This window comes from Winogradskyella forsetii (genome assembly GCF_013394595.1).
GTDB lineage: Bacteria > Bacteroidota > Bacteroidia > Flavobacteriales > Flavobacteriaceae > Winogradskyella > Winogradskyella forsetii.
Genome location: NZ_CP053348.1, coordinates 2,943,172 through 2,956,768, shown reverse-complemented (window position 1 = coordinate 2,956,768; position 13,597 = coordinate 2,943,172). Strand labels below are relative to the sequence as shown.

At 35.4% G+C, this 13,597-nt stretch carries 12 protein-coding genes; 3 read left to right on the top strand and 9 right to left on the bottom strand.

Annotated elements, in window-relative coordinates; translation table 11 throughout:
• The first annotated feature begins 467 nt into the window (after positions 1 to 467).
• Both HM987_RS12790 and sucC read left to right on the top strand, forming a co-directional pair.
• Positions 468 to 1,124 carry a hypothetical protein gene (locus tag HM987_RS12790; protein WP_179008457.1) on the top strand — a complete coding sequence of 219 codons (657 nt, stop codon included), beginning with the start codon at positions 468 to 470 and terminating at the stop codon, positions 1,122 to 1,124.
• A gap of 116 nt (positions 1,125 to 1,240) precedes the next feature.
• Entirely contained in the window at positions 1,241 to 2,431 is a 1,191-nt protein-coding gene (gene sucC / locus HM987_RS12785) for an ADP-forming succinate--CoA ligase subunit beta (protein ID WP_179008456.1), read from the top strand.
• A 65-nt stretch (positions 2,432 to 2,496) separates the two neighbouring features.
• Here the strand turns inward: sucC and HM987_RS12780 are convergent, their stop codons facing one another.
• Together HM987_RS12780 and HM987_RS12775 are read right to left on the bottom strand one after the other, a co-directional pair.
• Positions 2,497 to 2,766 (bottom strand): DUF1456 family protein, encoded by a 270-nt coding sequence (locus HM987_RS12780; protein ID WP_179008455.1) that lies wholly within the window; start codon positions 2,764 to 2,766, stop codon positions 2,497 to 2,499.
• A 40-nt stretch (positions 2,767 to 2,806) separates the two neighbouring features.
• Positions 2,807 to 3,616 carry an alpha/beta hydrolase gene (locus HM987_RS12775; protein ID WP_179008454.1) on the bottom strand — a complete coding sequence of 270 codons (810 nt, stop codon included), beginning with the start codon at positions 3,614 to 3,616 and terminating at the stop codon, positions 2,807 to 2,809.
• Between the two features lie 142 nt (positions 3,617 to 3,758).
• Between HM987_RS12775 and HM987_RS12770 the strand changes: the two genes are divergently transcribed.
• Positions 3,759 to 4,160 carry a TerB family tellurite resistance protein gene (locus tag HM987_RS12770; protein ID WP_179008453.1) on the top strand — a complete coding sequence of 134 codons (402 nt, stop codon included), beginning with the start codon at positions 3,759 to 3,761 and terminating at the stop codon, positions 4,158 to 4,160.
• Positions 4,161 to 4,476: 316 nt separating this feature from the next.
• On the opposite strand, the gene uvrB is transcribed toward HM987_RS12770, so the two are convergent.
• The 7 genes from uvrB to HM987_RS12735 form a co-directional block, all read right to left on the bottom strand.
• The gene (uvrB, locus tag HM987_RS12765) at positions 4,477 to 6,480 is read right to left on the bottom strand and encodes an excinuclease ABC subunit UvrB (protein WP_179008452.1); all 2,004 of its coding nucleotides are present in this window, start codon (positions 6,478 to 6,480) and stop codon (positions 4,477 to 4,479) included.
• Positions 6,481 to 6,747: 267 nt separating this feature from the next.
• Positions 6,748 to 7,254, bottom strand: coding sequence for a hypothetical protein (locus HM987_RS12760; RefSeq protein WP_179008451.1), 507 nt, complete (start codon positions 7,252 to 7,254; stop codon positions 6,748 to 6,750).
• Positions 7,255 to 7,291: 37 nt separating this feature from the next.
• A complete protein-coding gene (locus tag HM987_RS12755) occupies positions 7,292 to 8,335 on the bottom strand; it encodes a hypothetical protein (protein ID WP_179008450.1) in 1,044 nt (347 codons plus the stop codon).
• A gap of 44 nt (positions 8,336 to 8,379) precedes the next feature.
• Positions 8,380 to 9,195, bottom strand: a complete 816-nt coding sequence (locus HM987_RS12750) for a DUF4412 domain-containing protein (RefSeq protein WP_179008449.1) — start codon at positions 9,193 to 9,195, stop codon at positions 8,380 to 8,382.
• A 36-nt stretch (positions 9,196 to 9,231) separates the two neighbouring features.
• Entirely contained in the window at positions 9,232 to 9,564 is a 333-nt protein-coding gene (locus HM987_RS12745; protein ID WP_179008448.1) for a hypothetical protein, read from the bottom strand.
• Positions 9,565 to 9,594: 30 nt separating this feature from the next.
• Complete coding sequence (locus tag HM987_RS12740; protein ID WP_179008447.1) at positions 9,595 to 10,602, bottom strand: Kelch repeat-containing protein; 1,008 nt, start codon at positions 10,600 to 10,602, stop codon at positions 9,595 to 9,597.
• A gap of 574 nt (positions 10,603 to 11,176) precedes the next feature.
• Positions 11,177 to 13,525: a choice-of-anchor L domain-containing protein gene (locus tag HM987_RS12735; protein ID WP_179008446.1), complete on the bottom strand. Its 2,349-nt coding sequence runs from the start codon at positions 13,523 to 13,525 to the stop codon at positions 11,177 to 11,179.
• Positions 13,526 to 13,597: the final 72 nt, after the last annotated feature.

Genomic DNA, 13,597 nt, shown 5'->3' with positions numbered 1-13,597 from the left:
TAACAATTTAGTGCTTTAGTACATGATAAAAATAATTTATTCGTCCCGTTAGGGACATTTTCAGATTAGAATTAATAGTTTTATTTTGTCGAGTCGTTTATAATTTTTTTAAAACTATTAAAATCTAGTACATTATAAAATTTGTGAGTGTGATATAGGGTTAATTTTCCAAAGGAAAGGGAAAGAAATTCGTGATATTCGATTCGTTTGAAATGCATTTTAAGGAAATTTGTGATAGAGCATTTTGTTTTAACCTCTATGACTTTTGCCACGAATACACGAATTCACTCGTTCTTGGAAATTAAGAATAAATAATTGACTATCTATTTCACAAACGAAACAGACCTATAGTCTGTTAAAAATTTTATAGACTTTTAGTCTCTTACAATTTAAGATTCGTGGATTCGTTGCGAATAAAACATTCGCTTCAAAATTTGTCATGTACTTATCTATAAAAATTTAAACCAGTGAAAACGATTGCATCCTGTGTTCAAGATATTATTGTGGCAAGTCCTTTTCTAGAGGAAGGCTTGTCGAGGGATATTATTAATTTTTCGGCATTAGCTAAAGATTTAAATGCACCTATTTCAAAGATGTTGCGCAAACCTGTAAAAGATGGTGCTATTATGATGGCATTACGAAGGTATAAACAGCCAATGAATCTTGAAAATTCAAATAGTTTAAGAAAAGCATTTCATCAAATAGATGATATTACGGTACGTTCCAATTTAAGTGATTTTACATTTCAAAATTCAAAAACACTCATCCATAGCCATTCGCGAATATTAGAAAAGATTAGTGAAAACCATCAAATTTTCTATGCGTTTACCCGTGGAATGTTTGAAAGCAACATTATTATATCAACATCTGAAAAAGATAATATGTTGAAAGCGTTCAAGAATGAAAGGCAAATAGGATTGCAGGAAGAACTGTCTGCTATTAGTATTTATTTACCAAAAGGAAATTCTAAAATAGTAGGCTTGTATTATCAAATATTCAAGCGTTTGGCTTGGGAAAATATTACCTTGTATGAAGTGGTTTCTACAACCAATGAGTTTACTATTGTGGTTGAAGATTATTTGGTGGACAAAGCGTTTTCAGCTATAAAACGCTTAATCGACTGAAAAAATAAATCAATTTTAAAAACAATTGGTAGAAACTTTAAGTATGCTTATTTTTGTTCGACTAATAAACTTGAAGGATTTCCTTTTTCAAGGAAACTATAAATTGAATATTTAATATGAATTTACACGAATACCAAGGAAAGGAATTATTAAGCAGTTTTGGAGTACGAATCCAACGCGGAATTGTTGCTCAAAGTGCTAAAGATGCTGTGGATGCAGCAAAGCAATTAACAGCGGAAACGGGTACAAGTTGGCATGTTATTAAAGCACAGGTTCATGCTGGTGGTCGTGGAAAAGGTGGCGGAGTAAAATTGGCTAAAAACCTTAAAGAAGTTGAAGATATTGCAGGACAAATCATAGGAATGGATTTGGTTACACCACAAACTTCTGCTGAAGGAAAACGTGTACACCAAGTTTTGGTAGCTGAAGATGTTTACTATCCAGGCGCTAATGAACCTAATGAATATTACATGTCTGTTTTGTTAAATCGTGCTACAGGTAGAAATATGATTGTATATTCTACAGAAGGAGGAATGGACATTGAAACGGTTGCTGAGGAAACACCACATTTAATACATAATGAAGAAATCGATCCTTCTACTGGTATTTTACCGTTTCAAGCAAGACGTGTGGCCTTTAACTTAGGGTTATCTGGCACGGCTTTTAAAGAAATGACGAAATTCGTTACGGCTTTATATACAGCATATGATAAATCGGATGCCTCATTATTTGAAATCAATCCTGTTTTAAAAACCAGTGATGATAAAATAATGGCTGTAGATGCCAAAGTTACTTTAGATGCGAATGCCTTATACAGACATAGGGACTTGGCACAATTGCGTGATTTACGTGAGGAAAACCAAATTGAAGTTGAAGCTGGCGCTTTAGGTTTAAATTATGTGGACTTAGACGGAAACGTTGGTTGTATGGTAAATGGAGCAGGTCTCGCTATGGCAACTATGGATTTAATTAAGCAAGCAGGAGGAGAGCCAGCTAACTTTTTGGACGTAGGTGGTACGGCTGATGCGGCTAGAGTAGAAGCAGCTTTTAAAATTATTTTGAAGGATCCTGCGGTAAAGGCTATCTTGATCAACATATTTGGTGGTATTGTAAGATGTGACCGTGTTGCACAAGGTGTTATTGATGCCTATAAAAATATGGGTAACATTTCCGTCCCAATCATTGTACGTCTGCAAGGAACAAATGCAGACATTGCAAAAGAATTAATTGATAACTCTGGATTAGATGTAATGAGCGCAACTGAATTCCAAGAAGCGGCTGATAAGGTTCAGGAGGTTTTATCTTAACGATATTTACCTGTCAGGTTTTTAAAATCTGACAGGTATATATATTATAAATGAAAGAGCAACAATTATTTGTTGCTCTTTTTTTGGTCTGGTTTAGTTGGTTTCTCTCCTTTCTTCGGCATTGGTCCTCTTAAATGAATAATTAATCCATTCAAAAAGTTTCTTAGAATCTGGTCACCACATTCCATATATTTCGGATGGTCTTCTTTTCTAAAGAAGGCATTGAGCTCGCTTTTAGAAATTCTGAAATCAACTAGTGCTAAAATTTTTACAATATCATCGTCCCTTAATTTGTGAGCGACTCTTAGTTTTTTGAATATGTCGTTGTTTGTCATTGAAAACTTGTTTTTCTATTCCCATAAAAGTGGGAATCTGTTAATTATTAGTTGTTAAATAGTCATAGGCTTCTCCAAAATGTTCTGCCCAAAATTTTTCATTATGTTTTCCGCCTTCAATGCTGTGCATTTCAAACTGCGATTCTTTTACGCCTTTAGATTGTAGTAATTTAATCATTTCTTCTAACTTAGGAATCATGGTTTCCCCTTCATCGGTCCCAGCTAAAAAATAAAACTTTGAAGTTTCTGGAATTTCAGTTGATTTTACTAATTCAAAAATTTCTGGATTGATCCAAAATGCAGGAGAGAACACGCCAGCTTTACCAAAGATCTCAGGATGTTTTATAGCCGCATAAAATGATATTAAACCGCCTAACGAAGAACCGAAAATGGTCGTGTTTGCGGCTTCAGATTTCGTTCTGTAGGTGACATCAATGTGTGGTTTTAAGGTATTCTTTATAAAAGTTAAGTAGGCATCTCCTTTTCCACCACCATATTTTTCATGTGTATAGGGTGTAAGTTCATCAATTCGTTTTTCATTTCCGTGTTCTATGCCAATAATAATACTTTCATTATCACTTAAGGAATCCATATATTCATCAACTTCCCATTCGCCTACATAAGAGGTTTCAGAATCGAATAAATTTTGAGCATCGTGCATATAAATGACAGGATAATCTTTTTTAGAGTTTTTGTAATCTGTAGGTAAAAACACCCAAATAGTTTTCAGAGAATCTAATTGTGGAGCTGCCATAATAAATTTTGTAACTTGCTCTGATGCAGTACCTTGGGCTGTTACTTTGTTTAGAATAAATGCTAGAATTAGCCAGTATAAATGCTTAAATTTCATACAAAAATAGGTGACTTACGTTGACAAACGTTTAAAAAAATCGACTAAATACGTTGAATTTTTCGACAAGATACATTATATCAACGACAATAAAATAAACTACCTCTGTAACTTTACAGTATTAAATAATTCCCTCTCATATATGATAAATCGTGCTGAAAAACTGAGCTTACTTTCCGAGATGATTGCGTTTGCTCAAACAGATGAAAATATAAGATCTATTGAATATAACTTCTTATTCAGTATTGCGAAACAATTGGATATTTCGAAAGAAGACTTTGAATATTTATTTGAACATCCTGTAACCTATGTGCATTTAAAAACGCACAGTGAGCGTATTGTGCAATTTCATAGATTAGTATTGCTTATGAATTTAGATCATAAAGTCTCTCCTAAGCAATTGGTAAAAATCCATAATTTTGGATTGCGAATGGGTCTAAGTCATGAGTCTATTAATCGTGTTTTAGATTTAATGGATAGTTTCCCTAATAAAATCGTTCCTCCAGATTTTCTGATTGATATATTTAAGGTGCAGTATAATTAGTGTTCAGTGTTCAGTAGGCAGTCACAGTAAGGCAATAAGTTATTAAGTTATTGGGATGTTAAGGGAGTGCGTTAAATTCTCTGTAGATTTAAATATAAATATTTCTCTGATACTCTACGAATTGGTGTGAAGTTTGTCGTCATCAGTCGTCCGTTAACTGCGAACTCAACGCTCAAAATTTCTTATATTTAGCGTTCATAAATTTAGTTTTTGAGATTTGTGATTTCATTTTTTTGCGCCTCTTTGCCTTTGGGAGAAAATAAACTATTTTACTGACCACTGACCACTGACCACTGACCACTGCACCTTATAATCTTCACACCTTCAACTTCTCCAATTTACTCTGATAAGCCGTAATCTCATCCCTAAAACGCGCTGCTTCCAAAAAATCCAAAGCTTTCGCAGCTTGTTCCATCAGTTTACGACGTTCCCTTATTTTCTTTTCGAGTTCCGCTTTTGTTAAATACTCGCTTTCTGGTTCAGCCGCTATTTGTGCATCCAATTCTGTTCTATAGGTACTCACTGAATTTTTAGCTAAAACACTATCTAAACTTTTATTTAAGGCCTTTGGAACTAAATTATGTTTGGTATTATAGGCAATTTGTTTTTCACGTCGGTATTCAGTTTCATCAATCGTTTTCTGCATGCTATTGGTAATTTTATCTGCATACATAATCGCTTTTCCGTTCAGGTTTCGGGCAGCTCTACCAACGGTTTGTGTGAGTGAACGATTGGAACGCAAAAAGCCTTCTTTGTCGGCATCGAGTATGGCAACAAGTGAAACTTCAGGTAAATCCAGACCTTCTCGTAATAAATTCACACCGACTAAAACATCAAAAATACCTTTTCTTAAATCTTGCATAATCTCAACACGTTCCAAAGTATCCACATCACTATGAATATAGCGACAGCGGATAGAGATACGGGTTAAGTATTTTACCAATTCTTCGGCCATTCGTTTAGTAAGCGTTGTCACTAAAGTACGTTCGTCTTTTTCAACGCGATTCTGGATTTCCTCGATTAAATCATCAATTTGATTTAAGCTTGGTCTGACTTCAATTACAGGGTCCAATAAACCTGTAGGTCTGATGACTTGTTCCACATAAATGCCGTCCGTTTTTTCCATTTCATAATCTGCAGGCGTGGCAGAAACATAGATGACTTGATTTTGAAGGGCTTCAAATTCTTCAAACTTCAAAGGTCGGTTATCCATGGCTGCTGGTAATCGGAAACCATAATCTACCAAATTCACTTTTCGGCTTCTGTCACCTCCATACATGGCATGGACTTGTGAAATGGTGACGTGACTTTCATCAACCACCATTAAATAATCGTTTGGAAAATAATCCAATAAGCAAAAAGGACGCGTGCCTGGCAGTCTACCATCTAGATATCTCGAATAATTTTCAATTCCAGAGCAATAACCCAATTCCCGAATCATTTCTAAATCGAATTCCGTGCGCTCTTTTAGGCGTTTGGCTTCCAAATGTTTGCCTATGTCCTTAAAATAATCGTGTTGTTTAACTAAATCATCTTGAATATCCCTTATCGCACCATTCAACACATCTGGAGACGTCACGAACATATTTGCAGGATAAATATTCAGCCGGTCGTAACGTTCTATGATTTCATTTGTTCTGGCATCAAAAGCTTCAATTTCTTCAATTTCATCTCCGAAAAAGTGAATTCTAAAGGCGTGATCGGCATAACCAGGAAATACATCAACAGTATCCCCTTTTATTCTGAAGTTTCCATTTTTGAATTCGGCTTCAGTCCTGGAATACAAGCTTTGCACCAATTGATGTAACAGTTTGGTACGCGAAATCACTTGATCACGTTCAATGGATATCACATTCTTCTGAAACTCCACAGGATTTCCAATACCATATAAACAGGATACTGAAGCTACGACAATAACATCACGACGACCAGAAAGTAGTGAAGAGGTGGTGCTTAAGCGCATCTTTTCAATTTCCTCGTTGATAGATAAATCCTTTTCTATATAGACACCGGAAACAGGAATGTAGGCTTCAGGTTGGTAATAATCGTAATAAGACACAAAATACTCAACCGCATTATCTGGAAAAAATTGTTTAAACTCCGAATAGAGTTGGGCTGCCAATGTTTTGTTATGAGCCAAAACCAGTGTTGGTCGCTGGACTTCTTCAATCACATTAGCAACAGTAAATGTCTTACCAGAGCCAGTGACGCCTAATAGGGTTTGGTATTTATCCTGGTTTTCAATACCATTTGCCAATTGTTTTATGGCTTGTGGTTGATCTCCTGTGGGTTTAAATTCGGATTTTATTTTGAATCGCATTTTTTCGGTGCCTAAAGTTTGAAAATACCTAAAGTTAAAAAGTATTTAACATGTGTTAAATTTCTAATGTCGGTTAGAACTCATAACGCAAAGTTACGATAAAGAAATAAAGTTTAGAACTGTTGTTGTGAAAGCTACAATCAATAGACTTGAATGTAAATAAATTTTCAAATAAAAAGCCAAAGCTTGTGAAACTTTGGCTTTAAAACTAACAGAATATAGAATTGTTTTACTAATAATACAGGTTCTGTAAGATTTATAAAATCATTAAAACATGTTATTTATTAAGCTACCACTAACTAAGATTTCATTGTTTGCTGTGTTGGTGTCGTCATTATTCAAATTACCATCTAGGAACAAATCGGGATCATAACTAATGACCAAAATGTACTCTGGAGGAAATTCACCTTCAGCCGGAGACGATGAATTCCATGGTCTCGAATAACTGACCTCCAAGGTTTCGTTTGCCGCTAAAGTTTCAAAATTTAGGCTGGCGACCAAATTTCCCGATTGGTTTGTGGGTGTACCGAGAGACCTTTCATAAAGTGAAATAGTTTGTTGTCCTGCACCAGAATTGAAATCGTCACCTATATTTTTAACGATGCCAGTAATGGTGGCCGTTCCTGCAAATTGCGTTGAGGGTTCTACAGAGAATAGAATAAATTCTGCTTTTAAATCAATTTGTGGTACTTCATTGGAAGAATCATCGTCACTATCGCAGTTAGCCATTAGTAAGGACATGAGCATTAAGATTGAGATTTTGTGAATTTTCATAATTGTTTGATTTTTAGTGATTAAATTGGGTTAAAAATTATAATGTAAGACTGGTCTTTACTAGTTTGTTGGAGTCATTAGAAAAGTCAGAGCCATTGACCCAGAAGTTGATACCGTCAAAAGCAATACCTTCTATAGCTAAATTTGGTAAGGCATAACTCTCCAAAACCTGAAAACTTGGAGAGACACGACATTTATGGATATATAGGCCGTCACAGACATAAAGAAATCCGTTTTGATAGTCTAAACCCTTAGGCTGTATACTTAATTCTTCTGTATTCTCAATGGTGCTAGTACCATAATTATATAAATATAAACTACTTTCATTAGTGCTTGAAACCCAAATTTGTTCGTTGTTAACCGAGGCTAGCCCTAATATCCAAGCGCCTAATTCTAGAGAGGTAAAACTTAGGGAGTTACTGTTTTCAAAGTAGCCATAAAACAAATCAGAGCCACTATCGCTTTGAAATACATAACGGTCAGGAACATCAAATTTTTCAATTTCAACGGCTCTTGCACTATGAGCAGTCTCAATTTGCCCGACCTCTTCAAAAGTATTAGGATTGATTAGCCCTATATGGTCAGAATTACCTGATTTGCCATAAACTATTTTTGTTTTGTCAAAAGTGAAGGCTATGTCCACATCGCCTTCCCAAGGCGCACTGCCTTCACTTAGTACGGATAGTTCTTGTATCCAATTAGAAAGTTCTGGACCATTGTCTATGTGTTGCAGTACGATTTCCCTAGAGCCAGTGGAAAGTGTTAAAATATTATCTTCTATGGTATAGCTAAATATACCATCAGCTCCTTGTCCTCCGGTTTCATCAATAATTACTTCGTTAGATGATAAGCTATAATTAGGACTGAATTTTCCCCTAAAGTTTTCAGTAGTTTGACTAAGGATATCAGCTGTATTATCGGTGTTAAAATAAACATATTTATCACTATTATTAACTAATGTCCCTGAGGTGATCTCCCATTGGCCAATTAATGGATTTTGTGTGGCATTATCATCGTCACTACCGCAATTGTAACATAGGGTAGTTAAAAGTATTATGCTGTATTTGAGAATGTTTTTCATCTTTTGATTTTTTTAAAATGTCTTCTAAATTGCAAGCCAAAGCTTTACATTAATTTTTTATACTTATTCGTTTGAATATTTAATTTTATTTTTTCCAAAGCAATGCAGCTCATTTTGATGTTCTGTGGTTTACGTTTTGAAGTGTCCACCATATCCATTTCCATAGTGAGTCCGTTTAACAGTTTCATCCAGGATTGATCAATGCCTTTTTTTGCTTTTATGGAGTAGAATGATTTTGAGAAACTTATTTCTGCGTTAGGTGCCACCCAAACCAAGCCATTTAAATCCTTACCCGAAACTTTAAATTCCTTGCAGGTATAACCGAGTATGTTTTTAGTGTTTTCGGTAGGTGTTATTTCGATATCTGTTTCCGTCATGGCATCGTTTGTTACTTCTTCTAAGTTCAGTTTCATTGCCATTTGACTTTTATCGCCATTCTTATCCATAAACATAAACATGGTGGTACGGTCTAAATCCATAACTGTGATTACATCTTCTTTACCATTTTTATCAGGAACTGTAGAACCTATGTATTCTCCTGAATTTGTTAAGTAGTAGTTAAGTGTAGCGGTGTTCTTGTCACTTTTTACCTGCATCACGTATTTATGTGAAAAGTTATAATTGGCAGCGGGATCATCATTAGGAATTGTTTTTTCGCTTTTATCAATGCTTTTTTGTTTGTTAAAAGTAGAATCGAACGCTTTTTCGGTTTCTTTTTCTGTTTTTTGCTCTACTTTTTTCTCCAAGGTTTTTTCGGCAGCGTTTTTCACTGTATGACCCAATTTTTTTAATATTTGGGTATGTCCATGGGAAATGAAACCCAGACAAGTTAATAGTAGAATCGTCTTTAATGTTTTCATGGTCTTAATTTTTAGTGTTTTGGATTTGTGCTTCATTTATTTTTTCTCTATGGCTTTACCGAGCGAATCTTTTTGCTTTTCGGACAAATCTTTGGCTTGTAGATAATACAAATTTTTGTATTCCACTTTTTGTTCCTCTGTTAAGTCCATTTTAGCAATAAGCTCTAAAAAACTTAATTTTTTTCCATTCGGTTTCCCATCCAAATTCTCACCGAAAAGGTTTGTTAGGCTTCCGGCTCCCATATCTAAAAAATTATCCTTTTCAATTTTGGTACTATCTTCTTGTAAGCTGTCTTTAGGTGTTTGAGCCATAAGTGGTTTGGCCATCAATATTGTTAGTATTACTAATAAGATTTGTAATGTTTTCATAAGAATTGCTTTTGTGGGTTTACTAAAGATTTAGATTTTCTTAACCGTATTAATGGTACCGACCCTTTCTCTTAGTACAGACCCTTCCAGTTGTCTTAATCCTCCAAATACCCAAATGGCATCATTATAATTTAGAGCATCAAAATTGGTTATGCCATCTGTAGAAGGTAAAGGTGTATAGCTAAACCAGTCTTCACCATTTGATGTATGCCAGAGTCCTTGATTTACACTAGTTACGCCGTTTGTACCTCCAAGCACCCATAATTTATCATCATAAACTAGCGCTTTGCCATTTGCTCTGGCAGGAAATGCAGAATCGATACCACTGACTTGGGTCCAATTGATACCATCAGCTGATTTCCATATCTCATTATAATAGTTGGAAAGATGCAATCCGCCTATAACGTACATTTCATTATTAAATACCGTAGCTGTGAAAAACTCTCGAGATGAAAATGCATTTCCCGTTAGTCGGGTCCAATTGATGCCATTATTGGAGGTCCATACAGAGCAGCCTGCCATACCTTCATTGTCACCATCTTTTATTATGTATAGTTGATTGTTGAATACAAGGGTACTATGGTAGCCAATGCTTCCAGTTTGTAAAGCATCATCTGTAGCCAAAGTCCACGCTTCACCATCAGCGGAAAACCAGACATCCCTTAATGACAAAAAGGTATTTGGCGCTGTTTGCCTATATCCGCCAATAACCCATAATTTGTTATCAATAACTGTGAGGGAATGACCTTTTCTGTCAGGGAATTGCCCTGAGGTTACGGACTGCCAGCTTCTGCCATTGGAGCTTTTCCAAACATCGCTATGTATGCTTTGGTGGTAAGAATTATAGCCTCCAACAGACCATACTTCACCATTTAATACAGCCATTTTCTGGTCCGAAAAAACACCCATTTGGTCTTCGTTGGTTTCCAAATTAAAACTAAGGGTGAAATCTGGCGGATTTGGTGCATCATCCGTGTCGTCGTCACAAGCTAAAAAGGCTGTGGCTAAAAATAATAGAGATAAGAATTTAGTGTTCATGATTTTGATTTTTAAGTTGTGTTTTAAGATTTTGTTGATACGCTATGTTTAACTTGTAATTCCCTTGTTCTTAATGATTGCGATTTAGATTTATTGTTTTTTAAATCTATAAGCAATTGTGCCCTATACGAAGGGTTTATAAAACGAGGGAAATCTTAATTGAATGCGTTAGTGAAGTTAGGGTATGGTAAAATTAGATGGAACTCTGGTATTTATCTATAAACAATGTAACAGAAGCTATGAGATATGTAACATGTCTTGTAAACACTGGGGTTAAGAGCAGTTGTTTTTAAAAAAAAATTCTTGATTGTTTACCTAGGTGATGGGTCTTTGTAGGCTATATTAAAGCATTTTGGGAAGTATGAGGGAAGATTAAAACTATCTTATCTGCTATTTATGAGATATTGATATCACTTCTTTTGGGGTGCTTCAAAGTTATTCTAATCCCGAAGCTAATTTCGGTTAGTTATGGATTAAATAAAGCTTGTAATCTACTTCATGTTTTATTGAAGTATCCAACGTCATTATGTGAAGTGAAAATAAAATTTTGGATTTTAAATCAAAGGAAATAAAGTTACCTACGTAAAGCAAAATGACCAGTGTAAGTCTCGCCATTAATAAACTGGGCAACAAACCAATAATCGTCACTTGGAAGTGATTTTCCGTTGAGCGTTCCGTCCCAACCATCGTTTGCTGTACTTTGCACTGTTATCAATTTTCCATAGCGATTAAAAATCTGAATGGATGCTATTTGGTTGAATTGTTCTTCTGTACCAATAACTTGCCATGTAGGATTATTATCATCGCCATTAGGTGTAAAGAATTTTGGAAACCCTAAAACCGAAATGGTTTTTTCAATTGTGCCACAACCGTTCTTGTCCTTTATGTAAACGGTATGAAAACCTGGTGTAATATTGGCAAACACAAAACTATCTTGATAAATCCCATTTTCATCATCTAATGCAATTTCATAATTGCCTGCATCAGGAATTTCAATTGTAATTACATTATTCGGTGCTACACCAACAATAGTTACACTTTCTATTGTTGCTGTTTCCGAAGCTACAACTGTTATTGTTCTGCTGGATGAGCAACCATTTGGATCGGTCACAATGACTTTATAAGAGCCAGGTTCAGTAACCTCATAAAATAATGTCGTGATCGCTGTTGTAGTTCCGTTAAATTGCCATTCGTAATAGTAATTGTTAGGTAAATCGTTGAGCACGCCTCCAAAGATAGTCAGTGGTTCTGGAAACGTATTTAAACAATAAATAAAAGTTTCATCGTCCTCTAACGAAGGTGTATAAAGCACCATTAAGTTGACAGCTGTAATACTAAAACATTGATTATTGCTTGTTATCTTGACATAAATAGTCTGGACATCTGCAACGGTATTCTCAAAAGTATTAGAGAGTGCATTGGAGTCGTTGAAAGCATCTTCTTCAGTTTCAAAATAACGCACTATGGCATCATCTGGAATTTGAGTTGTAATGGAAGCTTCAATATCGAATAGATTGAAAGTGGCAAAACCATCTGTGACATCACCATCACAACCTTCTAAATCTGGAATGCTTATAATATTATTTGAAGTTTGTAATTCTAAGGTTGCAACGTCAGAACAATTGGCTTGATTTACAATTCTAGCAAAAACAGTTTGAAACGGATAGGTGTTTTCAAAAGCTTGAGGATTTATTATGGGATCAATATTAGCAATGGCGTCGGATTCATTTAAGAAAAAACGATCAACAAATAAATCTTGATTTCCATTGATGAGATCGGTTGACGCGTCAAACAAATTATAGGTGGTTAAACCATCTTGGTTAAGATCACATTCTACCAAAACTGAATCGAAACCAACCGGTAAAGGTGCATATTCAATAATAGCTTCGCCATAAGCGATACAGCCATCATCCAATAAAACTTCAACGTTGTAAGTTCCAGCTTCTGTAGCATTAAAAGTGCCACAACCCGTGCAACCGGCTGGATCTGATTGAACTAAAACATCATTCTTAAACCAATTGTACGCATTTTGACCATTTTGGTAGGCATTAAGCTCCAATGTTTCGCCTTCACAGAGTGCGTTTCCTGTGGCAATGAGTCTATTGGGTCCAATATCCGAAGATAACTCAAAGCTGCCAGCTTCTAAAAAAACAGCAGAATCATATCTGTAATTGAATTCATCCGCAATCACTAATTTTACATGATAAATTTCATTTGGAATAACATTGGCAGTTGCCGTTAAAATAGCAGTTTGCCCATTAAAATTAATAGGAGCATTGGAGTCATTGAAACTTCCAAAGTAGGTTTCGTTTTCGGGAGAGCAACTTCCAGGAACACCAGGTGTAACCGTTGTTACTTTTACAGGTGTATTTGTATTAGGTACTATGGCGATATTTTCATATTGTTCTTGCCCTACAGCAGGACGAATTAAAAACCCGAATAAATCGGAATATTGACACGTGTTGGAATTATTTTCCTGATATTCTTCCGAAGCAAAAAGGTATCTAAAACTTACTTGTGACGCAATAGAAGTAAACTCGAATTCTAAAATTGTAGCGTTAATGGTTCCAGATTCATTGAGTGCATTTTCCAAATCCAAATCTCCAGCCCAACCGCTCGCATTATCATCACTTAAACTGTTGTTTGGTCCAGGTACGTTGTTCAGTCTGCCTGTGCTTAGAACAATACCACTTTGAAAAGGAAAAGAAGTCCCTGTAGCATCAAAATAACCATAACTTTGGTCTGCGCCACCAAAATCACCACCAACAACATTAGTTACGGAAATATTGCTGATACAATCGCTATCTATTAAAATATCCTCGACGAGCTGCTGAGGCGTATAGGTTTGACTATCTACTGAAATATTTTGGGCATAATCCAATAGGGAAAATAAAAGGGCAAAAGCTAGTAAGGATCTTTTCATTTTCATTTTAAGGGAATGCAAAGATACGTTTCTAACGACAACATAAAATGTAACAATGTGTTAAAAAAGTTA